General features: G+C 70.0%; 21 protein-coding genes. 6 read left to right on the top strand and 15 right to left on the bottom strand.

Translation table 11 applies throughout. The features are described 5' to 3' along the window. Positions 1–1,099 (top strand): glycosyltransferase family 2 protein (locus ACWGJM_RS46220; protein WP_453417796.1); only part of this gene is annotated, 1,099 nt, incomplete at its 5' end. Positions 1,100–1,116: 17 nt separating this feature from the next. On the opposite strand, the gene ACWGJM_RS46225 is transcribed toward ACWGJM_RS46220, so the two are convergent. Continuing rightward, positions 1,117–1,788, bottom strand: coding sequence for a hypothetical protein (locus ACWGJM_RS46225; RefSeq protein ID WP_453417797.1), 672 nt, complete (start codon positions 1,786–1,788; stop codon positions 1,117–1,119). 68 nt (positions 1,789–1,856) lie between these two features. Between ACWGJM_RS46225 and ACWGJM_RS46230 the strand changes: the two genes are divergently transcribed. After that, on the top strand, positions 1,857–3,890 hold the full coding sequence (locus tag ACWGJM_RS46230) for an O-antigen ligase family protein (protein ID WP_453417798.1): 2,034 nt from the start codon (positions 1,857–1,859) through the stop codon (positions 3,888–3,890). Continuing rightward, positions 3,887–4,804, top strand: a complete 918-nt coding sequence (locus tag ACWGJM_RS46235) for a glycosyltransferase family 2 protein (protein WP_453417799.1) — start codon at positions 3,887–3,889, stop codon at positions 4,802–4,804. Before ACWGJM_RS46230 ends, ACWGJM_RS46235 begins: the two co-directional genes overlap by 4 nt. Before the next feature lie 635 nt (positions 4,805–5,439). Here the strand turns inward: ACWGJM_RS46235 and ACWGJM_RS46240 are convergent. The 13 genes from ACWGJM_RS46240 to ACWGJM_RS46300 form a co-directional block, all read right to left on the bottom strand. Beyond that, positions 5,440–6,426 (bottom strand): SAM-dependent methyltransferase, encoded by a 987-nt coding sequence (locus ACWGJM_RS46240; protein ID WP_453417800.1) that lies wholly within the window; start codon positions 6,424–6,426, stop codon positions 5,440–5,442. Continuing rightward, positions 6,420–7,097, bottom strand: coding sequence for a class I SAM-dependent methyltransferase (locus tag ACWGJM_RS46245; protein ID WP_453417801.1), 678 nt, complete (start codon positions 7,095–7,097; stop codon positions 6,420–6,422). The genes ACWGJM_RS46240 and ACWGJM_RS46245 overlap by 7 nt, the downstream gene beginning before the upstream one ends. Positions 7,098–7,139: 42 nt before the next feature. Then, positions 7,140–7,940, bottom strand: coding sequence for a glycosyltransferase family 2 protein (locus ACWGJM_RS46250; RefSeq protein WP_453417802.1), 801 nt, complete (start codon positions 7,938–7,940; stop codon positions 7,140–7,142). Between the two features lie 8 nt (positions 7,941–7,948). Then, positions 7,949–9,055: a hypothetical protein gene (locus tag ACWGJM_RS46255; RefSeq protein WP_453417803.1), complete on the bottom strand. Its 1,107-nt coding sequence runs from the start codon at positions 9,053–9,055 to the stop codon at positions 7,949–7,951. Positions 9,056–9,060: 5 nt separating this feature from the next. Continuing rightward, positions 9,061–10,644, bottom strand: coding sequence for a lipopolysaccharide biosynthesis protein (locus tag ACWGJM_RS46260; protein ID WP_453417804.1), 1,584 nt, complete (start codon positions 10,642–10,644; stop codon positions 9,061–9,063). Further along, a complete protein-coding gene (locus ACWGJM_RS46265) occupies positions 10,607–11,467 on the bottom strand; it encodes a chain length determinant protein (protein ID WP_453417805.1) in 861 nt (286 codons plus the stop codon). The genes ACWGJM_RS46260 and ACWGJM_RS46265 overlap by 38 nt, the downstream gene beginning before the upstream one ends. A gap of 51 nt (positions 11,468–11,518) precedes the next feature. Beyond that, positions 11,519–12,703 (bottom strand): non-hydrolyzing UDP-N-acetylglucosamine 2-epimerase, encoded by a 1,185-nt coding sequence (gene wecB / locus ACWGJM_RS46270; RefSeq protein WP_453417806.1) that lies wholly within the window; start codon positions 12,701–12,703, stop codon positions 11,519–11,521. Positions 12,704–12,706: 3 nt separating this feature from the next. Continuing rightward, positions 12,707–13,966, bottom strand: a complete 1,260-nt coding sequence (locus ACWGJM_RS46275; protein WP_453417807.1) for a nucleotide sugar dehydrogenase — start codon at positions 13,964–13,966, stop codon at positions 12,707–12,709. Beyond that, the gene (locus ACWGJM_RS46280) at positions 13,966–14,736 is read right to left on the bottom strand and encodes a WecB/TagA/CpsF family glycosyltransferase (RefSeq protein ID WP_453417808.1); all 771 of its coding nucleotides are present in this window, start codon (positions 14,734–14,736) and stop codon (positions 13,966–13,968) included. The genes ACWGJM_RS46275 and ACWGJM_RS46280 overlap by 1 nt, the downstream gene beginning before the upstream one ends. Continuing rightward, complete coding sequence (locus ACWGJM_RS46285) at positions 14,733–15,902, bottom strand: hypothetical protein (RefSeq protein WP_453417809.1); 1,170 nt, start codon at positions 15,900–15,902, stop codon at positions 14,733–14,735. The genes ACWGJM_RS46280 and ACWGJM_RS46285 overlap by 4 nt, the downstream gene beginning before the upstream one ends. A gap of 285 nt (positions 15,903–16,187) precedes the next feature. Then, positions 16,188–16,787: an acyltransferase gene (locus ACWGJM_RS46290; RefSeq protein ID WP_453417810.1), complete on the bottom strand. Its 600-nt coding sequence runs from the start codon at positions 16,785–16,787 to the stop codon at positions 16,188–16,190. A gap of 96 nt (positions 16,788–16,883) precedes the next feature. Next, positions 16,884–17,873 carry a dTDP-glucose 4,6-dehydratase gene (rfbB, locus tag ACWGJM_RS46295; RefSeq protein WP_453417811.1) on the bottom strand — a complete coding sequence of 330 codons (990 nt, stop codon included), beginning with the start codon at positions 17,871–17,873 and terminating at the stop codon, positions 16,884–16,886. Continuing rightward, complete coding sequence (locus ACWGJM_RS46300) at positions 17,870–18,937, bottom strand: glucose-1-phosphate thymidylyltransferase (RefSeq protein WP_453417812.1); 1,068 nt, start codon at positions 18,935–18,937, stop codon at positions 17,870–17,872. The genes rfbB and ACWGJM_RS46300 overlap by 4 nt, the downstream gene beginning before the upstream one ends. 267 nt (positions 18,938–19,204) lie before the next feature. Here ACWGJM_RS46300 and ACWGJM_RS46305 point away from each other — a divergent pair, with 267 nt between their 5' ends. Continuing rightward, complete coding sequence (locus ACWGJM_RS46305; RefSeq protein WP_453417813.1) at positions 19,205–19,576, top strand: TetR/AcrR family transcriptional regulator; 372 nt, start codon at positions 19,205–19,207, stop codon at positions 19,574–19,576. An 87-nt stretch (positions 19,577–19,663) separates the two neighbouring features. Next, positions 19,664–20,254, top strand: a complete 591-nt coding sequence (locus ACWGJM_RS46310) for a DUF6461 domain-containing protein (protein ID WP_453417814.1) — start codon at positions 19,664–19,666, stop codon at positions 20,252–20,254. Positions 20,255–20,542: 288 nt separating this feature from the next. On the opposite strand, the gene ACWGJM_RS46315 is transcribed toward ACWGJM_RS46310, so the two are convergent. Continuing rightward, positions 20,543–20,692: a hypothetical protein gene (locus tag ACWGJM_RS46315; protein WP_453417815.1), complete on the bottom strand. Its 150-nt coding sequence runs from the start codon at positions 20,690–20,692 to the stop codon at positions 20,543–20,545. Between the two features lie 417 nt (positions 20,693–21,109). On the opposite strand from ACWGJM_RS46315, the gene ACWGJM_RS46320 reads away from it, so the two are divergent. After that, positions 21,110–22,330 (top strand): esterase/lipase family protein, encoded by a 1,221-nt coding sequence (locus ACWGJM_RS46320; protein WP_453417816.1) that lies wholly within the window; start codon positions 21,110–21,112, stop codon positions 22,328–22,330. Positions 22,331–22,641: the final 311 nt, after the last annotated feature.

Below are 22,641 nucleotides of genomic sequence, written 5' to 3' on the forward strand. Positions count from 1 at the left end.
GGTCCGCGCCCGGCCGGGCGCGGACCACCGACGGGGATTGGCTTCCACACCGATGAGCAGCGTCAGTGTTGTGATCCCCTGCTACAAGTACGGCCATTTCCTCGCCGACTGCGTGAGCAGCGTCCTGGACGAGCAGGACGGCGTTGACGTCCGGGTACTCATCATCGACGACGCCTCGCCCGACGACTCGGCGGAGGTCGCGCACAAGCTGGCCGCCTCCGACCCGCGGATCGAGGTCTACGTCCACGAAACCAACAAGGGCCACATCGCCACGTACAACGAAGGCCTCCTGGAATGGGCCGACGGCGACTACGTGGCCCTTCTCTCCGCCGACGACCGGCTGGTCCCGGGCGCGCTGGTCCGCGCCGCCGCGCTCCTGGACGCTCACCCCGAGGCGGGGTTCGCCTACGGGCGGCCCCTGCGCTTCCAGCACGGCGGGCCGCTGCCCAAGGCCCGGACCAAGAGCACCGGTTCGGCCGTCTACCCCGGACAGTGGTGGCTGGAGCGCCGCTTCCGCGAGGGCACCGGCTGCATCACCTCGCCGGAAGTCGTCGTCCGCACCGGCCTCCAGCGCAAGGTCGGCGGTTACGACCCCGCCCTGCCGCACGCCGGCGACATCGAGATGTGGATGCGGCTCGCCGCCCACGCCGACGTCGGCTACATCCGCGGCGCCGACCAGGCCTTCTATCGTGTCCACGGCAAGAACATGTCCACCGTCGACTTCGGCGGCCAGCTCGACGACCTGCGTCAGCGCCTCGTCGCCTTCGACTCGGTGCTCGTCAAGTGCGCCGACCGGCTGCCCCATGCCGAGCGCCTGGCCGACCAGGTCCACACGCGCCTCGCCCGCCACGCCCTGCGCCGGGCCTACCGCGCCTACGACCGCGGACGTACCACAGTCGTACCGGTCGACGAATGCGTGGCGTTCGCGGAGCAGTGCCTGCCGGCATACAAAGCGCTGCCCGAGTACCGCGCGCTGCGGCTGCGCAGACGGATCGGCCCGCAGACCATGCCGTATCTTCAGCCCCTCGTGTGGTCGGCCGTGGCCGAGCGCGGGCGGGAGTGGCTGTGGTGGGAGTCGTGGAAGCGCCGCGGTATCTGATGTGTGATCATCTCAGCTCAGCCGGCCACCGGAATCCCGGCGGTATGACGCACCGGGTCCGGGGAGTCGCCCTTCCGCCTCCTGCGCCGCAGCGCGTACTGGTCGAACCAGAGCGCGCCCAGGATCCCGGCGACTCCGCCCAGCAGCGCCGTACCGGCCAGGGCCCGGGTCCTGGTGCCCTGCTCCGGGGCGGCGCTCGGGGCCACCAGGACGGATGCGCTGATCCGGGACCCGGGGGCGATCCCCTGCGCCTCCTGGAGGTCCGCCACATGCTTGGTGTAGACCTCGATGACCCGGCTGACCGCCGTGTCGGCCTCGACGGCACCGGCCCGCCGCGCCTGCACCTGCACCGAGGGGATCAGATAGCGCGGCGTCGCGCTGGTGCCGCTGTTGCGCGGGATCAGCTGGAACGTCCCGTGCACGCCGACGGAGTCCAGCTCCTTGCGCCCGGCGGGCGACTCGAGCTGCTGGATGACCCCGTACGACAGTGTGGCGAGCGGCGGTTGGAGATTCGTCAGCTGGTTCGGCTGGTTGCCCGTCACGGGCGGTTTGAGGACGACCACCGCCGAACTCAGGTACTGAGGGGCCGGATGCAGCACCTTGTAGGCTCCGGCGGCCGTCAGCGCCAGCGCGAGCAGCAGCACGTACCAGCGGCGGAGCAGCGCTTCGGCGACGTCACGAGGCGACACAGGAAATCCTTCCGTCGCCACCGATCCTCGCAGGCCCCGGGGCGAACCGCCACCAAAAGGGAGTTCTCGTGAGCCTTGCCGACATCCTGGCGATCATGCGCAGGCGCTGGTACTTCATGGTGCCCCTCACCCTGCTCAGTCTGCTCGCGGGCGGGTATCTGTACCGGACCATCCCGGTGTCCTACGAGTCGCAGAGCTCCGTCACGCTGCTCGACTCCGCGGCGATCGCCGAACTGGCGCCGACCTTCGGCAACCCCCTGTCGAACGCGGGCGGTTCGCTGGTCGTCACGGCCGACGTGCTGATCAGGACGCTCCAGTCGAGCGACTCGGCCAAGGAACTGCGCTCCCGCGGCGTCACGGACCAGTACACGGTCGGTTTCGCGCCGCAGGCCGACAGCCCGCTGCTCACCCTGAGCGTCACCGGAACCGACCGGGCGAAGGTGCTCCGGGAGACCACCACCCTCACCAAGTTCACCGGGGAGCAGCTGAAGGCCCTACAGGCCGCTTCCAAGGTGCCGAAGGTGTACACGGTGCAGACCGCGCCGGTCGTCCTGCCACAGACACCGGTCTCCGAGTCGAAGGGCCGGTACCAGGGCATCGCCTCGGTCGTCATCGTCGGGATGGTCAGCGCGTTCCTGCTGTCCATCCTGGCCGAAGGCGTCGCGGTGGTCCGCCGGCGGGGACGCGCCGTGGCCGGATACGTTCCCCGGCGCCATCGCGCCCGGCCGCCCGAGCGGCCCAAGGGCCTGCTGGTGCGGAGACTGGACGCCACGACCATCCTCACCGGCTATCTGGTGCTGGCCTTCTTCGTCCCGTCGAACCTCACCCTGCCCGCGCTGGGCGGTGTCGGCACCCCGGCCAACGTCTTCGCCCTGCTGGGACTCCTCTGGTACCTCGCGACCTGGCTCGGCGGCCGCATCCTGCCGGCGAAGGGCACCAGGCTGCCGCGCGTGGCGATGTGTGTGCTGGCGGCGGCGGTGCTGCTGTCGTACCTCGCGGACGCGACCCGCGAGAGCGCGCACGAGGAGGTCCTCGGGGCCGACCGGGGGCTCATCGGGCTCGGGGTGTGGGTGGCGCTGGTGCTGCTGGCCTCGGCCGGCATCCAGGAGCGCAGCCGGCTGGAGACCCTGATGCGCCGGCTCGTCGTTCTGGGCACGGTGGTCGCCCTGATCGGCTACTACGACTTCTTCGCCGCGACCAACATCGCCGACTCCATCCACATTCCCGGCCTGCATTCGAGCACCGCCGGGATGAGCGCCATGGACCGCGGCTCGTTCACCCGGCCGCGCTCCACCACGGCCCATCCGCTGGAGTTCGGGGGGATGCTCGCCATCCTGGTTCCCTTCGCCGTCCATCAGGCGTTCGACCCGGTGCGCCGGCACGCCGGCGCGCTGCGCCGCTGGGCCCCGGTGGCGATCATGGCGGGCGCGCTTCCGCTGACGGTGTCCCGGACGTCCATCATCGGCGCCTTCATCGTGATCCTGGTGATGGTGCCCCGCTGGAAGCCGCAGCGGCGCTGGGCCGCGATCGGAATCGTCCTGGGTTCGGTGGCCGGCTTCAAGGTGATCATCCCAGGGCTGATCGGAACCATCACCAACCTGTTCGCCAGCTTCCTGTCCAATTCCGACAGCAGCACCCAGGCGCGCACCGTGAAGTACAGCGCGATCGTCCCCTACCTCAGCGAACGCCCCTGGTTCGGACGGGGATTCGGCACCTTCACCCCCGACTTGTACTTCTTCACGGACAACCAGTACATGCTGACCCTGGCCGAGACGGGCGCCGTGGGGCTGGTCGCGCTGCTCGTCCTGTTCGTCACCGGGATCCACCAAGGCGGTGCCATCCGCCGGCTCGCCCGTACCGAGTCGGACCGGGAACTCGGGCAGGCCTTCCTCGCCTCGGCCCTGGTCGCCCTGGTCATCAGCGCCACCTTCGACGCGCTCAGCTTCCCCATGTACGCCGGGATGTTCTTCCTGACCCTGGGTGCGGGCGGCAGCTACCTCGGCTTCATCCGCCGCGAGGCGACTGCCGCCGCCGTCCCCGCCCCCCGTAAGGCATCCGAAGTATCCGAAGCCAAGGCCCCCCAACTCGCGGAGTCCCGATGAGCCCCGTCGCCGTCATCGTCGTCACCTGGAACAGCGCCTCGGTGCTCCCCGGGTTCCTCGCCGCACTTCCCGACGGCATGGCCGGGCTCGACCACCGGCTCGTCGTCGCCGACAACGACTCCGCCGACGACACCGTCGAGGTGCTGAGGACGCTGGCCCCGGACGCCACGGTCGTCCAGACCGGCCGCAACGCCGGGTACGCGGCCGGGATCAACGCGGCGCTGTCCGCCGCCGAGGAATACGAAGCCGTTCTGATCTGCAACCCCGACATCCGGATGCGGCAGGGCTGCGCCAAACGCCTCGTCGACAGCCTCGGAGACGGAGTGGGGATCGCCGTACCCCTCCTGTACGAAGAAGGCAGGGACACGCCCCATCATTCGCTGCGCCGCGAGTCGAGCGTGCTCCGGGCCCTCGGCGAGGCCGTGATCGGCAACACCCGGGCCGGGCGCTTCCCGGCGCTGAGCGAGCTCGTCACCGACCCCGCCGCGTATCAGCGGCCCACGCGCGCGGACTGGGCGACCGGCGCGCTCATGGCCGTCTCGGGGGACTGCCTCGCCGCCTGCGGTCCGTGGGACGAGTCCTTCTTCCTCTACTCGGAGGAGACCGAGTACTGCCTGCGCGCACGGGACCGGGGATACGTCACCCAACTGGAGCCGACGGCCGACGCCGTTCACCTGGGGGGCGACTCTCAGGTGTCGCCCCGCCTCTGGACGCTCCTCACCCTCAACCGCGTCCGCCTGTACCGGCGCCGGCACGGCCCCCTCGCCACGGCCGCCTTCCGCGCCGCCGTCCTGCTCCGGGAGACCTCACGCGCCGCGCTCGGCCGCCCGGCCAGCCGAGCGGCCGCCGCAGCCCTTGCCCGACCGGGCGTCCTGAGCAGCGTCCGTCAACAACGCAGTCTCAGGGGGGCATGAACCCAGTTGAGGTCACCGACAGATAGGAAAGGCCCGCCAGAACGCAGTCCGACGGATCGATGCCCCCTCACTGACGGAACTCCGATTCGAAGCCGCGTTCCTCGTCTTCTGCTTCCACATCTCGATATCGGGGCTGTCGGCTACGTCGTCGACGCGGCACGCGTTCGCTCGCACGGCGGGTGCCGGCGCCGTAGGCGTCTCGTTCCTCGTCGTCCTCAGTGGCTTCGTCCTGATGTGGTCGGCACGGCCAGGAGACACCGCTCGCGCCTTCTGGCGGCGTCGAGCGGCGAGGATGCCGCAGCGGCGAACCTCGGGCTCGTTCAGGCGTGGTGGCCGGACCCGGGCGTCTACTTCGGCGCGTACGGCGTCACTGATCCATCAGCCGGTGATCGTGGATCTGATGCGGGGGCTCGACGCTCAGGGTTCGGCGCCGGCGAAGGCATGGACGCTCACCGTGGAAGCGCTCGCTCTCTCAGTGGCGCTCGCGGGGCTCATGCACCGGTTCGTCGAGGTGCCTGTGACGCGGCGACTCGGCCGCCGGAGAACGCGCTCCTGACGTGGCTCAGCCCCGTCCCGAGTAACTCACCTCCCGGGCGGGGCTGGTCTGGTGGCGCGGGAAGCCACCCCGCGGAGCGCTACTGGCCCGCGCTGCGCGGCCGGCACACCATGGCGATGAAGTCGTGCCCCACCTCCGGCAGGGCCGCGTCCTCCGCGGCGAAGCAGCGGTCCAGCAGCGCAAGCGTCTCCGGCTCCTGGTCACGGAAGTTGTGCGCGATCCCGGAGAACGCAATGTGCAGCACCGTGCCCCCGTACGGCCGTTCCTCGACGACCTCGAAATGGCGCCGCAGGCCCGGCAGCAGCGCCGCGGCGTCGACCGCCTCCGACGGGTCGTCCAGCACCATCGACAGCCTGCTGGGCCGCACGACACGGTGCTTGATCCGGCCGTCGGCCAGCCGCCGCCGCTCCTCGGGGAGCTGGGCCAGCAACTCGTTCGCCGCGTCCAGTTGGCCGTCGGTCCACTGGAACCGGGTGGGGCCGACGAACTCGTCGATCACGAACGTCCCGCCGGGGTCGATCAGTTGGGACAGCCGCGGCAGGGTTTCGTCGAGGTTGTCGAAGTGGTGCAGCGACTGAAGGCCCAGCAGCACGTCGAAGCGTTCCCCGTCGGCGGTCATTTGGTTGACGTCGGCGACCCGGAAGCGCAGGACGTCGGCGAGACCGTTCTCGGCGGCGGCGCCGGTGGCGAAGTCGATCCGCTGCTGCGCCACGTCCACGCCCTCAAGGAGGGAGAACGCGGCGGTCCTCGCCCAGAGCAGCTCGTTTCCGCCCGTGCCGCACCCCAGCGACAGTCCGCGCAGATCGGTGCGCGGCGCGAAGTGCTTGGCGGCCACGTACTCGGGGAACGACGTGTCCGCGTCGCCGGTCATCAGCAGGTTCCACCGCTTGATGACCGCCGGTATCGCCCACCACTCGGTCAGCGACGGGTCGACCCGGGACCAGTGCTGGACCACCCGGGCACCGCCGCGCACCCGCAGCTTGGCCAGTACCGGGTCCAGGTCCAGCTTCCGCACCTTGCGCAGCAGCCGGTCGGCGTCATGTCTGTTGACCAGGTTGTTCAGCATGCGGGCTCCGTTCTCACGGCTATGAGCGACTTCGGGGCGCCGAGCACCCGCTCGCTGAGGAGCACTGACCGGGGGAACAGGTAGCGCATCTCGGCCCGGGTCAGCAGCTCGATGTTGATCACGGCGTTCATCGCCGACTCCGGACTGTCGGGGCGGCTGTGGACGAGCGGCCAGTGCCTGACCAGACGCGCTCTGGCGGTCAGCGGCAGGAACTGGAAGCCGGGCGCCACGAAGTGGGGCTCCACCGGGAAGTAGCGGTAGGGCGTCTGGATCCAGTGCAGCGGCGCCAGTTGCTCCACGGCGCGGACGAACTTCTGCCGCTGGCTGTGGCCGCCCACGTGCTCGATGGTCGAGTTGGAGAACACCAGGTCGTAGCCGCCGTCGGCGCTCAGTTCGGCGGCGACCTCCGGGTCGGTGACGTCGGCGTTCGCCGCGGTGATCCAGTCGGGCAGCTCGGCGGGGTGTGCCTCCAGGTTGATCAGGTGGACGTGCTTGGCGCGCACCGGTGCGCGCAGCCACATCTCGGCCGTCCCGCCCAGGTCCACCACGCTCATGTTCTCGATGCCGGGGAAGCAGCGCCGGAACCGTTCCCAGCGGGCGATGCGGAGTCGCTCGCCCAGCGAGCCGGGCGCGTCGACGAATCTGTTTCTGAGGGCGCGGGATCGTGGCACGGGATCAACCACCTGTTGGTCGGAGCGGAAAGGTAGCGGGCCTCAACTGGGCTGTCGCCATTGCGTGTAGAAGCTGGCCGGGTTCACCAGATACCGGACAGTGGGGTGCGGCACATGGCGTACCCGGTGCCTGCGGCCGTACCGGCGGATCAGCTCCCAGTCCTCCCTGGGCAGCACCTCCGGTGTCCGGCGCAGGCGGCTGAAGTGCAGGGAGCGGTTGCGGCGGGCGACGAAGGCGTTGGTGTCCAGGAAGGCCTCGCGGGCGGCCCGGCGCCGGTCGTAGGGCACCGACAGGACGTCCTGCTCGCTGCCGTCGGGCAGGACGCGGCGCAGCGCGGTGTAGACGCCGTCGGGTCCGTCGGGGGACTCCAGGACCGCCAACGTCCGTTCCAGATGGCTGGGTTCCCACAGGTTGTCGTCGTCCAGGAACGCCACGTACCGCGAGCGGGTGAGGCGGATGCCCACATTGCGCACGACGCCCGCCACGCCGGTGTTGCGCGCCAGCGAGACCGCGAACAGCCTTGGGTCATTGGGGAGTTCGGGCAGTCCGGCGCCGTCGTCGACCACGATGACGACCTGGTCGCGAACGGTCTGGTCCAGGGCCGAGCGCACCGCGGCACGCAGCGCCTCGGGACGTCGGTGGGTGGCGATCACCGTGGCGACCAGCGCCGAGGGCGGCGACGGCAGGCCGGCGGCCAGCCTTCGGGTCTCGGCGTCCTCGATCCGGCGCAGCCGCACCGCGCTGGGGGCCAGCAGGACCTTGTTCCTGGCCTCGAAGAGCACCAGCCAGCCGAACAACGCCTTGAGCAGTGTCCAGGGAGCCCGCGCGACACGGCGCGTCATGGCGCCGCTCACGAGGACGGCTCCGGCTGGATCGGGCGGCCGTCGGACATCCGGTTGTTCCGCCACACGTTTCCGGCGCCGCCCGCGTTCCAGTGGGCGACCGTGCCGTAGCCGCCGGAGGCGGGGTGGTACTGCGTCGAGAAGACGTTGTTCGTGACCTTGATCCCGGTGGCGCCCGTGTCACCGCCGTAGAGGGCGTACGCGCCGCCGGCTATCCAGTTGTGGTCGACGGTGACATTGCGGACCACTCCGGCGTCGGCGAACAGTCCGATGCTTCCCGAGGCCCCCTGCTTGAGGCTCGTCGGGTTCAGCAGGGTGTTGTGGCGGATGATCAGCTGCCCGGTGTTGCCGCCGCCGCTGATCACCGCGTCGGTGTGCTGCCACTCGCCGCCCTGGTTGATGAACGGGACGATGTCGTGCACGTAGTTGTCGTGCAGATTGCCCTGCCCCATGGACAGTGCGTCGCCGAACACCGAGATGTCGCACCAGCCGACCTCGATGGAGCTGGTCCCCATGTTCGACACCGCGTAGTCCACGCCGCCGTTGTCGGGCCCCTTGCCGGGCACGGCGGTGATGGTGGAGTGCAGGACCCGCAGGCCGTGGTAGCCCGGGCGCAGATTGACGCCCCACCAGTTGTCCGAGGTGATCTTCGTGTCGATGACGGTGACGTCGTTCGCGTAGATGTCGAGTGCACCGGTGATGTCCCAGCCCCGGATGACCATGCCGTTGGTTCGGACGGCCATGTAGCCGGTCTTGTGGGGTTTGAGGGGGATGCGGGGGCCGGTGGTGCGGGCGTCGGGGAATCCGCAGGCACTGGGAGAGGTGCACGCGGTTCTGGCCGCGGGTTTCTCGGACGCGTTGCTCGTGCCGGCGGTCGCGGTGGGCGTCGTCGGCGGGGACGGTGAGGCGGTGGGGCTCCCTGTCGTCTCGCCGGCCGCGGTCGACGGATCAGTGCTCGGTGTCGCCGGGGACCCGCTCGCGGGGCAGGTCAGCGCGTCGTCCGCGCAGTCCGGCGCCGCGGACTTGTCCGATCCCGAGCAGGCCGTACCCATGACCGCCAGTAAGGCGCCGAGCAGCGACCACGCGAGCGAGCTCCGGCTGAGACGCCGTGTCATCCGGCTCACCTCATGTCCTGTTGGGTGGACCGGACCGGTGCGGACGCCCGGTGCCGGCCGCGGTGGGGCCGGTCGGCCGGGCCGAGGCCGCGCAGGAAGTCGCGGCTGGGCAGTACGCACACCGTGTAGCCGGCCAGGGCGATGGTGCCGATGGCGAGGAGCGCGAGCCGCCCGTCGCCGAACGGGCGCTGAAGGCCGAGGATGATCGCGGCCATCACGGCCCCGCCGAGGAAGGGCCACGCGCAGGCCCTGGCGATCCGGCCGAGGCCGATGCCGGCACGGCTGAGGGCGATCAGGAAGATCGGCACCACCAGGCCGCCGGCGACCAGGACATGGCCCTGGGAGACTCCGACGATGCCGTTCAGATGGGCGGTGACCAGGAGTACCGGGATCAGGGCCGCCAGCCACAGGCCCTGTACCAGGAAGAGCGAACGGCGCTGTCCGATCGCGACCAGGCAGTCGTAGGCGAGTTCGCCGCCGATACGGATCAGGCCGAGGGCCATCAGCCAGGGCAGTGCCGTGGCGGCGGGGGTCCACTGGCTTCCGTAGACCAGCCGGATGACCGGCTCCGCGAGGCCGGCCAGCAGAACGCACAGCGGGACGGTGCCGGTGATCAGCACGCCCAGGGCACGGCTGAAGCCCTGGGCGAGCGCCTGCGGCGAGTCGGCCAGGCGGGAGAACCCGGCGAAGGAGACCCGGCGGGCGGCCTCGGAGATGATCCGCACGGGCCAGCCGGAGATGTTGAAGGCGAGCACGTAGAAGCCCAGCGACACATTGCCCAGCGTCGCGCCCACCACCATGGTGTCGACGTTGACCACCGCGAGGGCCAGAATGCTCGCTCCCGCCAGCGGCAGTCCGAACCTCAGCAGGGCCCGGGCCTGCTCGGGGTCCCAGCCGAATTTCAGGGTGCCCGGTGCCGCCAGCGCGCAGCCGAGCAGCGTGACGACGTTCCCGGCCACGGCGCCCCAGGCGAAGCTCATCGCGCCCCAGCCCTCGAAGGCCAGCAGCAGCGTCACCGCGGTGCCGAGCACGAAATTGAACCCGTCGATGACCATCCGCCTGCCCTGGGCGAACTCACGGGTGAGGAAGCCGCCGGGCACCTGGGCCACCCCGTCGATCACCACGCACAGGCACATCACCCGCAGGACGCCCGCGGCGTCCGGCGAGCCGAGCAGACCGGCCACCGTCGGTGCCGCCGCGAACAATGCCACGTACAGCAGGCCGCTGGAGAGGGTACTGAGGGTCAGCACGGTCGGCGCGAACCGCCGTGCGTCGCCCTCCCAGCGCACGATGGCCAGGCCCACCCCCAGCTCGTTCGCGGACAGCAGGACCAGCAGCACGGTCTGGGCGATGCCGTACACGCCCCATTCCGCGGGGCCCAGGGCGAAGCGCGCCAGCACGATGCCGGTCGCGAAGTTGCCCATGCGCAGGACGACGGTGTTGATCAGACTCCACCGGGCCGCCGAACGGACCTTCCGGCCGAGGGAGGGAGCAGCCGGGACCACGGGGTCCGGGGGTACGGGTTCGGGAGGAGCGGGCGCGTCGCTCGTCTCACCGGTCTTGCTGTCCGGTGCGCGGGCGATGTCCATGAGTCGACTCCTCGTCGAGCGGCTCTGCGGCGGACGCCACGGCCATGGCGGGCCGTGGCGCGTCGGGCTCTGCGGCGGCCGCACCGTCCACGGGGGACCGCGACCAGCTCGGCGGCTGCCGGATGGCGAGCGTCTCTTCCGCGACCGGTTCCCCGGTCGAGCGGACGGGGGCGGTCGTCCCCTCCTCCGGCCCCCTGGGCCCGGCCTCCGGCTCGGGCGTGTGCGACGGCCTCTTGCGCGCCTCCACGTAGAAGGCGGCGACCAGGGTGAGCACCAGGCCCAGGGCCCCGGCCATGACCATGTATTCGAGCCGTGTCTTGGTCTGCGCCACCGGGTTCTGCGGCGGCACGATCGTCGTCATCCGGATCATGGCCTTCTGGTCGACCGACTGCTGCTTCTGGAACTGGTCCAGCCGCTCCTTGGCGTACTCGGTCAGGATCTTGTCCGAGGCCAGGACGGAGGCTTCGTCGGTGCCGGTGACGGTGAGCCACATCAGCGGCCCCTGCGCGTTGTCGGCGAGCTTGGCCTCGAACGTGCCCTTGGCGCCACGGGACTTGAGCTCCCGGAGTGAGTCGTCGGAGTTGAGGTTGCGGGCCAGGCTGTCGGCCATGCCGGTGAGCGAGGTCTGGGTGCTGAGGAAGGGGTTGCCGTCGTAAGCCCGCGTGGCCTTCTGGGAGTTCAGCAGGACCACGGTGCTCTGCGACTGGTACGTGACCGGAACCAGCAGGGTCACACCGACGATCAGACCGGCGGTCAGCAGCAGTCCCGGCAGCAGGACGTACCAGCGCCTGCGCATGACCCGGAAGATCTCAGCGAGATCCATGACGGTCCCCCCTCGCGACCAGACGTTCGACGAGCATATGTCGCAAGCGGATCATATGGTGAAGATTCGGTCAGTGGGTCTCGGCTGGTCGACGGGGCTCGAAAGGTCGGCCCGTCCAGGCAGGTCGGCCGGTCCAGGCAGGTCGGTCGGTCGCGGGCGGGTGCTCGCGGTGCCTCCCGCCAGCAGGACTTCGGCGATACGGTCGCTCGCGCGGCCGTCCCACAGGTCGGGCCGGCGCGCCGCGGGCGGAGCGTCCAGCACCCGGTTGACGGTGGCCACGATCCGCGCCGGATCCCGGCCGGCCAGCACATTGGTGCCCTGCTCCACGGTGACGGGCCGCTCGGTGTTGTCCCGCAGGGTCACGCACGGCACGCCCAGCGCGGTGGTCTCCTCCTGCACACCGCCGGAGTCGGTGAGTACGACGCGGGCGGAGTCCTGAAGGGCGATGAAGTCCAGGTAACCGGCGGGCGGTACGAGCCGGATGCCCCCGGGGACGCCGATCTCGGCCAGCCGTCCGGCCGCGCGCGGGTGCACGGGCAGGACGAGCGGGCAGCGGCCGGCGATCTCGCCCAGGGCCTTCAGCAGCCCGGTCAGGACCTCCGGGTCGTCCACGTTGGCGGGCCGGTGCAGGGTGACCAGGCCGAACTCGCCCCTGGACAGGCCGTATCGGTCGAGGATGTCCGAGGCCCGGGCCCGCTCCAGGTTGGCCAGCAGCGTGTCGATCATGACGTTGCCGACCAGGTGGATCTGGTCCTCCCGGTACCCCTCCGCCCGCAGGTTCCGGGCGGCGTCGGGGGAGGGGGCCAGCAGGTAGTCGCTGACCCTGTCGGTGGCGACCCGGTTGACCTCCTCCGGCATGCTCCAGTCGCGGCTGCGCAGGCCGGCCTCGACATGGGCCAGCAGCGGCCCGGCCTTGGCGGTGACCAGGGCGCAGGCCAGTGTGGAGTTGATGTCACCGACCACCACGACGATGTCCGGCGACACCTCGTCCAGGAGCGGCTCGAACGCGGTCATCACGCGGCCGGTCTGCTCGGCGTGGCTGCCGGAGCCGACCCCGAGGAAGCGGTCGGGCGGACGGATGCCGAGGTCGGCGAAGAAGACGTCGTTCATCGCCGGGTCGTAGTGCTGGCCGGTGTGGACGAGGACCACCTCGGTGCCCCGGCGTTCCAGGGCGTCCATCACCGGTTTGATCTTCATGTAGTTGGGGCGGGCCCCGGCTACGCAGACGACTCGCATGGTTCAGAGCACCTCGATCGTGGGTCCGGACGGCAGCCGTCGGCGGCAGTCCAGGACGAAGGGGGCGTGTTCGGCGATGAGTTCGTAGTCGAAGCCGTCGTGGTCCGTGAGCAGGACCACCACGTCGGCCTCCGCCAGCTCCTGTGGCGTCGGTTCGACCCGCACCAGCCGGGTGTCCACCGGCAGGCTCTCGACGACGTGCGGGTCCGCCGCCCTGACCTGGGCCCCCATGTCGAGCAGCAGCTGGGAGATGCGCAGGGCGGGCGACTCGCGGGCGTCGCCGGTGTTCTTCTTGTACGCCAGACCGAGCAGCAGGATCCGCGAGCCGTTCACGGAACGGCGTCTGTCGTTGAACAGCTCGCTGATCCGGCGCGTCACGTACTCGGGCATGTGACTGTTGATGTCATTGGCCAGCTCCACGAAGCGGAAGCTCTGCCCGAGTTCGCGCTGCACCCGCCAGGACAGGTACGAGGGGTCGATCGGCAGGCAGTGGCCGCCGACGCCCGGTCCGGGCGTGAACTTCATGAAGCCGAAGGGCTTGGAGGAGGCGGCGTCGATGGCCTGCCAGACGTCGATGTCCAGGTGGTGGGCGAACATCGCGATCTCGTTGACCAGCGCGATGTTCACATGTCGGAAGGTGTTCTCCAGCAGCTTGGCGAGCTCGGCCTCCTTGGGCGAGCCCACCGGCACGGTGGTGTCCACGAGTTGGGCGTAGAAACCCTGAACGGCCTTGAGCGAGGCGTCGTCGACACCGGAGACGACCTTCGGGGTCTCCTTGAAACCCCAGACGGCGTTTCCGGGGTCGATCCGCTCCGGACTGTAGCCGAGGTGGAAGTCGGTGCCCGCGGTCAGGCCCGAGCCCTCCTCCAGGATCGGGGCGAACAGCTCCTGGGTGGTACCGGGATAGGTCGTCGACTCCAGGACGACCGTGGCTCCGGGGCGCAGGTAGCGGGCGAGGGCGACCGCCGACTCCTTGATGTAGCGGAGGTCGGGAGTGCCCTCGTGCAACGGCGTCGGGACGGTCACCACGGCGACGTCGAAACCGCCGCAGTCGCGGGCCGACTCGCTGGGGCGGTAGGTGCCGTTGTCCAGCGCCGCGCGGATCCGCTCGGAGGAGACGTCCTCGACGAAGGACTCACCGGCGGCGAGCCTCTTGATCCGCCGGGCGTCGACGTCGTAGCCGATCACCTCGTGTCCGACCTCGGCGGCGCGAATGGCCAGCGGCAGGCCGACGTATCCCTGTCCGACCACGACGACGCGCATCAGTGACTCCTGTTCGCTGGAGCGGTCGACGGGGTGAGCCGGATGAGCTCGCGCGCCGTCATGAGGAGGAAGGAGGCGTTGGTGGTGACGTAGCGGCGGCCCAGGCGGCGCGGCTCCTGGAGCGCGCGGTAGAGCCACTCCAGGCCCCACCGCTGCCAGGCCTTGGGGGCCCGCTTGGTGACGCCGGCCAGGATGTCGAAGGAGCCGCCGACCCCGTGCACGACCCGGGCGCCGGTGTGGGCGCCGTGAGCGGCCGTGAAGATCTCCTTCTTCGGCGAGGTCATGCCAAGGAAGAGCATCTGGGCGCCGCTGCGGGCGATGCCGTCCGCGATCGCCTCCTGCTCGGAGTCGTCGAAGTAGCCGTTCCGCCTGCCGGCCACCTTCAGGCCGGGGAAGCGGTCGGCCACCCGGAGCAGCATCCGCTCCAGCACCTCCTGCTCGGCGCCGAGGAAGTACACCGAGATGCCCGAGGCCTCCGCCTCGGTCAGCAGCCGCAGGAACAGGTCGATCCCGGCCACCCGTTCCGGCAGCGGGGCGCGCAGCATCCGGCCGGCCCACACCACGGCCTGCCCGTCGGCGAGGACCAGATCGCAGCCGGACACGGCCTGCGCGAGCCGCGGGTCCCGCCGCATGTTCACCAGCTTCGCGGCGTTGACCACGCCGATCTCCAGCTGTCTGCCGTCCCGCACCGCCTCCAGGCAGCGCGCCACGGTCTCGTCCATGGTCAGCGGGTCCAGCTCGACTCCGAACAGTGTCTGTCTCCCGCTCATATCCGGCCCCCCTGCCAGGCGTAGAGCATCCAGCCGAACTCGTACGGCCGGCATTCGCGGTCCACGGCGAGCGGGCGGTACACCCGGTCCAGGGACGTCAGCCGCAGGCCCGGAACCACTCGGGAGGACAGACCCCGGGCGGCGCGTACGGCCTTCTTCGGGTCGCCCCGGTAGACCTTGCGCCAGGTGGCGCCGAGCTCGTCGAGGATCATCGGCTCCCGGTGCTCCGAGCCGGCCAGTTCGGGTACGTCCGTCATCCAGCGCAGGCCCTTGCGGATCGCCGCGCCGAAATCGGTGCCGCCGGCGTCGGTGAGGTCGAACAGGGCGGTCGGCGCCATCGCGTGCTGGTGGACGCTGTAGACCGGGTAGCCCTCCACCACACCGCCGGTGCGCGCGTCGTAGTGCCACCACCACTGGCCGCCGTCGCCCTGTAGTTCGCAGATGCGCGCCGCGCAGGCCTCCGACGCGGCCAGCGCCTCCGGATCGCCGTCCCCGTCGCCGCAGGCGTGGGCGCGGGCGAGGGCCTGGAGAGGGTAGGTCTGGTCGGCGAAGCAGCTGACATGCGCCCGGTACCAGGGCACCAGGCCCGGTGCGGTGGCGTGCGGGAACAGCGGGCTGTCGCCGATCCGGGCCCGCAGCAGACGGTCCCGAGCCGTGGTGAAACGTCTCTCCACGTCGACCGTGGAGCGAGCCGCCGCGAGGGCGGACAGCACCCAGGCGGCCTCGACGGTGTACTGAGGCCGGCCCTCCACGTCCAGCGCGTCGACCCGAGCGAGGGCGTCGGACAGCTTGGGGTGTTCGGTCTCGGCGGCGGCCCAGGCGATGAGCGCCGCGTCACCGAGGTTGGTCACCGCGGGCAGCGACTCGACCAGCAGCCCCGCGAACTCCTGGGCCGTACGCCCGCCGAGCACCGCGCGTTGGCGGTCCTCGGGGAGGTGCCGGGCGCCCAGAACGGTGATGGCCGCGTACCGGGTGCTGATCCCGCGGCGCTCCAGGGCCCAGGAGCCGTCGGGCTCCTTCCGGCCGGCCATGGTGAAGGCGAAGGCCTCGCCCCCTGGCAGCAGCATCGATGGAAGCCCCGACTCGGCGACCGCGAGGAGTCGTTGGACGAGTGCGAGCAACGGCGGGTCCTCATGACCGAGCGCCGCCAGACGTGTGGTGGTCATCGTTTGGGCACACCAACCCCCCTGTGGGTCTTCGTTGTGCGCAGACTCGAAAGCGCCTCGGCGCTGATGGCCGGGCGGCGTAAGACAAGGCAGACGTCAGCCGTCAGCCGGCGGAACGGTTGTCGCTCCTGGCTACTGGCACAGGTGGCCCCACCAACCCCGTTACCCCCCCTGGGCACTACTGGCTTGTGTGCTCATTGTGCTGGGTCCGCACAGTTCGCGCACATGTTATGCCTGTCGATGTTCGAAGATTTGCCTTTTGAGGGAAACAGCTGGAAACAGCTGTCATGCGTGTTCGACGAGTTCCCCGTCCTTCTCGTCGTACAGCGCGCCGGTCTCGGGGCACTCCCAGGTGCCCGGCTCGCCGTCCCGTTCGACCAGTCGTACGCCGGCCCGGCCCACCCAGCCGATCCGGCGCGCCGGCACACCGGCCACGAGCGCGAAGTCCGGCACGTCCCGGGTCACCACCGCACCCGCCGCGACCAGCGCCCAACGCCCGACGCGCACCGGTGCCACACACACCGAACGGGCCCCCAGCGACGCCCCCTCGGCCACCACCACGGCCACGGCCTCCCAGTCGCCGCCGCGCTTCAGCCGGCCCTGCGGGTCCACCGAACGAGGGAAGTAGTCGTTGGTGAGCACCGCCGCCGGGCCGACGAACACCCCGTCACCGAGCACTGCGGGTTCATAGACCAAGGCGTAGTTCTGGAGCTTGACGTTGTCGCCGATCCGCACCCCCGGGCCGACATACGCACCCCGGCCCACGATGCAGCGGCTGCCCAGCCGGGCGTCCTCCCGTATCTGGGCCAGATCCCAGACCGTCGTCCCGTCACCGACCGTGGCCGTCTCGTCGACCTGGGCGGTCGGCTGTACCTTGAAGTTCATCGGGCTGAACCTTTCCTCTCGTCGAGCAGAGCCGGAAGCACCGCCTCCGGCGCCTCGCGCCGGGGACGTTCTGTCCGTCGTCGGAAGAGGGCCGCATCAGAGCGCCGCGCGCTCCTTCAGCGGCTCCCACCAGGCGCGGTTCTCGCGGTACCAAGTGACCGTGTCCGCAAGGCCGGTGGCGAAGTCCTTGCGCGGCTCGTAGCCCAGCTCCGCACGTGCCTTGCCGCAGTCCACCGAGTAGCGGCGGTCGTGGCCCTTGCGGTCGGCGACGTACTCGACGCCGGCGTCCCAGTCCGTGCCGCAGGCCTCCAGCAGCAGAACGGTCAGCTCCTTGTTGGACAACTCGGTACCGCCGCCGATGTTGTAGACCTCACTGGCGCGCCCCTTCGTGCGCACCAGTTCGATGCCCTGGACGTGGTCGTCGATGTGCAGCCAGTCGCGGACGTTGCCGCCGTCGCCGTACAGCGGAACCTTCTTGCCGTCCAGCAGGTTCGTGACGAAAAGCGGGATGACCTTCTCGGGGAAGTGGTGGTGCCCGTAGTTGTTGGAGCAGCGGGTCACCCGCACATCGAGGCCGTGGGTGCGGTGGTAGGAGAGGGCGATCAGATCGCCGGCCGCCTTGGACGCGGCGTACGGGGAATTGGGGCGCAGGGGGTCGGTCTCCGGCCAGGAGCCGGAGTCGATGGAGCCGTACACCTCGTCGGTGGAGATGTGCACGAAAGTCTTCGTTCTTCGGTGGCGCAGCGCCGCGTCCAGCAGCGTCTGGGTGCCGAGGACGTTGGTCCGGATGAACTCGGTGGCACCCAGAATCGAGCGGTCCACATGCGATTCGGCGGCGAAGTGGACGACCTGGTCGTGCTCGGCGAGAAGCTCGTCAACCAGCGCGGCGTCACAGATGTCACCCTTGACGAAGGCGAATCCCGGGTGATCGCGCACCTCGTCGAGGTTGGCCGGATTGCCCGCATAAGTGAGCTTGTCCAGCACCGTGACCGCCACATCGCCCGGGCCGGCCGGGCCGAGCAGCGTGCGGACGTAGTGCGAGCCGATGAAACCGGCACCGCCGGTCACCACAATTCTGGTCGTCATGACGAGATCTGCACCTTGCTGTGGTCGCCGAGGACGAATCGGTGGGCGGCGGGCTTGCGGGGCGCGGGAGTGACCTCGACGTTGCGGCCGATGAGGGAGGCCTCCACCCGCCGGACGCCGCTCATCGAGGAGTCGCGCAGCACGATCGAGTACTCGATCTCGCTGTCCTCGATCCGGCAGTCGCCGGCTATCGAGGTGAAGGGTCCGACGTACGAGTCGGTGATCACGGTGTTGGCGCCGACGACCACCGGACCGACGATCCGGCTGCCGGTCACCTTCGCTCCGGGCTCGATCCGCACCCGGCCGATGATCTCGCTGTCGTCGTCGACCGTGCCGTCGATCCGGCGCTCCAGGGTCTCCAGCACGGAGCGGTTGACCTCGAGCATGTCGGTGACGTTCCCGGTGTCCTTCCAGTACCCGGAGATCGTCGTGGAGCGCACATCACGTCCGGCGTCGATCAGCCACTGGATGGCATCCGTGATCTCCAGCTCGCCGCGCCGGGACGGCTCGATCGCGCGTACGGCCTCATGGATCGCCGGGCTGAACAGATACACGCCCACCAGTGCCAGTTCGCTCTTGGGGTGCCTGGGTTTCTCCTCCAGGCCGATCACCTGGCCCGCCGCGTTCAGCTCGGCCACGCCGAACGCGGTCGGGTTCGGCACCTTCGTCAACAGGATCTGGGCGTCCGGCCGCTCGCTGCGGAAGGCGTCCACCAGACCCGTGATGCCACCGACGATGAAGTTGTCGCCGAGGTACATCACGAAGTCGTCGTCGCCCAGGAACTCACGGGCGACCAGCACCGCATGGGCCAGCCCCAGCGGCGCCGCCTGCGGAATGTAGGTGACGTCGAGACCGAACGCGGAGCCGTCGGCGACCGCCTCCCGGATCTCCTCGGCGGTGTCCCCGACGATGATCCCGACCTGGGTGATGCCCGCCTCGGCGATCGCCTCCAGACCATAGAACAGCACCGGTTTGTTCGCGACCGGTACAAGTTGCTTCGCCGAAGTATGGGTTATGGGGCGCAAACGGGTACCTGAGCCACCAGACAACAAAAGTGCCTTCATGCGCATCACCCTACTTACATCGGACGCGCTGACGGGGGGATTCCGCGCACCGCGGAGCCGGTCCGAGACGGCCGCCCGCGCCCGCTTCTCCCCTTCTCTTCACCCGGGCCGGCGGCCCGCTCTTGAGCGGATCGTGAATCCGGACGACCGATGTGCCGGGGCAGGCGTAGTCAGGTGGCCAGCAGTGCCGCCGTCCATGTGGAGGTCGTTTGCGTTGCTGCCGGTGTTGCGGGGCAGGAAGTCGGTGGCGTCGGCGATCTCGGCCGCGTGGCAGCCGGTGACCCGGCGACGCTGCCCGACCGATTTGCGCACGCCTTCGTACAGTGGATGGAGACGGACGTCGCCAACGCCCCGTTGTTCGCCCTGCTGCGCAGTGCCGCATCCGACGAACGCGCCGCCGCTCATCTCCGGGCCGCGATGCCGGAGCACAGCACCGACGTCTACCGGTCCGTACTCTCGCCCGACGAGCCCACAACGCCCGACGAGGATTTGAACGCCCGCGTGGCACTCGTCGGAGCGCGGATGATCGGGGTGGCCTTCACCAGATACGTCGCGCGGACCGAACCCCTCGCCTCGATGCCGCCCGACCAGCTCACCGAACATCTCATCCGAATACTGTGGCACGCCCTCTTCGGCTGACCGTCCCCGGTGATGGCGCAAGCCTCGATCGAAGGCGAAGGGCCGGTCCGGGACGGGGTGTCAGTGGGGCGTGGCAGCATCCGTCGCATGACGAGTGCAGATGCGGCCCGTGGCCTGGACATACTCCGAGAAGGGGACTTTCCCTTCTACACACTGACCTTCGTGCGGGATCTGCCCCCTGAGGAACTGCTGGCCCGCATGAGTGTGGACCTGACGACCCTGGCGCTTCGCGACGGCACAGACCTGTCGGAAGACTTCGGTGACGACCTCTTCGACGATGACGAACCAGTCGTCACCACCGGTGTCGACGGCTCCTGGACGTGGGCGTGGGACCAGGGCGGCATGCACGGACTCGACGAGCGGATCTTGAGCGCCGTCTCCGCGGGGACCGAAGCCGTCGCGCTGCACTACAACGAGAAGCCGATGCACTGGTTCAAGTACGCGGTGGGCGGCGAGATCATCGTCGACTTCCACACTCTCCAGGCGATCGAGCCGACCGGGCAGGAGCCGACAAGGCTCGAGGAGATCATGAGACCCCTCGGGCTCGTCCCTGGCCAGGTTGCGCCCCTTCACAGCGTCCTCGGGCTGGTGGAGCGGGCTTTCGGTATCCGCCTGACGAACACCTGGGAGGTCGCCGACGAGCGTTGGAGTGGCAGGCTGCGTCCTCTGCCGGACTGAACGTCTCAAACGGCTGCCCGCAGGGCAGGGAGCGGGAGCTGAGGCGGTGGGAGAGCTGTGGTCTCGTCTCGGCGAGCACCCGGGAGCCGATGAGCGAGTCGCGCCTCGGGAAGCCGGTGATGATCTCGGCGTTCGGGTGTGTGGCCAAAGACTCCACCGCCCCGGTGGTGAGGTCGTCGACGCCGGCGCAAGCCGCATGGAGCTGTCGCAGCAGGGCGATGCGCTGACGGCCCATCGCCAGTTCGACGAGGGGGAGTTGCCGCGCCGGAGGCCTGCCTCCTGCCTCCTTCAGCAGCGACCGAGCTGGGCGTGGGTGAGCTTGGCGACCTGGGCCGGGGCCGGGGCGGCGGCAGCGCCCTGCAACCCGAGATCCACGAAGAGGCCCTCGAGGGCCGCGCCGGACGTACGGAGCCGGCTTGTCAGGCCGGGTGCCGGCATGCAGCAGGTCGAAGGCCACGAAGCCCGTCGGCCACTTCCTTGCCGCTCCGGCAGCGGCGTCCCCACGCCGCCCGAGTCGCTGCTGTAGCCGCTCGAACGCCAGTCGGCCCACCTCCCACGTGCCGCGGCGCGTGCACAGCAGCACCCGCCCGTCCGCGTGCACGGCGAGCTGGGCGCGGTAGCCGTCCCATTTCGGCTCCGCCGCCCACCTCGGCGGCAGGATGGTCGGTGAACGTCTCCGGCCGAGGCATGGGTGTGCCGCGCCGGTTGCCTCCGTACGAGGGACTCGGCGAGCGGCGTACGGAGAGGCGGCGGAGCGTGTGCTGAAGATGGTCGTGATCTTCGCACTGTCCGCAGCCATCCAGCCCGGGTCCGCCGGGCTGCTGCGCCCTGCGCGGATCCGGAAGGAGATCGGCTGTGTCCGAACAGCAGGACGAGAAGGCCGAGCAGAGCGTCGGAGCATTCACCCTCCCCACGCCCTTGAGTTCCACGCCCCCGGTCCAGCTGCCGTACCCGGTGCCGGAGCCGGACGAGCAGTGGCAGCTGCCGAACGGCTTCGCCCACGTCTTCTACGGCGAACGCAACCAGGGCATCACCCGGCCGGTGATCATGGCCGACGGCTTCAACCTCGGCAGGAGCGACCTGACCTGGCTCTACGCCGGCCTCGACAGCGGATACCCCTTCCTGAGCGAGCTGCGCCGCCGGGGACGTGACGTCATCCTGCTCGGATTCGAGGAGCGCAGTGCCTCCGTCCTGGACAACGCCGAGGCGGCGACCGCGTGCATCATGCGGACCGTGGCCGAGCAGCTCGGAGGCGCCGGGCTGACGGTGGGCGGCTTCAGCATGGGCGGCCTGATCACTCGCTACGCCCTCGCCCGTATGGAGACGCAGCGGATGGACCACCGCGTCCGCGTGTACTTCTCCTACGACACCCCGCACCGCGGCGCCGTCATCCCTGTCGGCGTCCAGGCGTTCGCCCACTTCATCCCGGTCGCCAACGACTTCGCCCGGCAGATGAACAGCCCGGCCGCCCGGCAGATGCTCTGGCGGCACTACGACCCCACGAGCGGCGAGATCGGGATCGCACCGGAGCGCACCGAGTTCCTGCGGAGGCTGGCAGAGCTCGGCGACTGGCCGCGCATCCCCCGCATCCTCGCGCTCGCCAACGGCCGCGGCGACGGCACCGGTATGCCCATCCCGCCCGGCGAGACCGCGCTGAAGGTCGAGCGGATCTACCCCGGCACCACCTTCTACACCCAGGCCCAGGGCAGAGAGGTCATCGTCGCCGAGCTGAAGCGTAGGTTCCCCAAGGCCGAGAAGACGATCAAGACGTCCGGCTTCCCGGAACTCGACGGTGCGCCCGGCGGCAGCCTCCGCTCCTACGGGATCCTCGCCGACACGCTGAAGAAGTTCGGCGCCCAGGTCGACCTGCGGCACGAGAGCGTCTGCTTCGTGCCCTCGGTCAGCGCCGTCTCGATCCGCGACATCGACGTACAGAAGGACCTGTACGCCAACATCGACGGACTCGACCCGTCCGAGAGCGACGTCGACGACTTCATCTGCTCCTCCACTACGACGGACCACACTGCCGTCACGGAGGAACTGTGCTACTGGCTGCTCGACCGCTTGCCCGACTGACCCACCACCCGCCCGGCGCACGCGCACCACAGGGCAGGCCGCCGCCGGCGCGCCTGCCCACGGCGGATGTCACAGCGAGCACAGTGATCGTTCAACTGTGACCTGCTGGGTCGCCATGTCGTTCGAGACCACCTCAGGCCGACTGCCTCAAACGACATGGCAGGCGATATTCCACGCGAGTGCGCCCAGTTCCGCGGCCACGCATGAGGTATGCGCGCATCGCGGAAGCCCGACGCGAAGGCCGGCACGGTCAGGTCGGTGCTGTTGCTCGCCGGGAAAGTACGACGTCGGGCTGCCGCCTCGGCGCATGC

The organism is Streptomyces sp. NPDC054834, assembly GCF_053611185.1.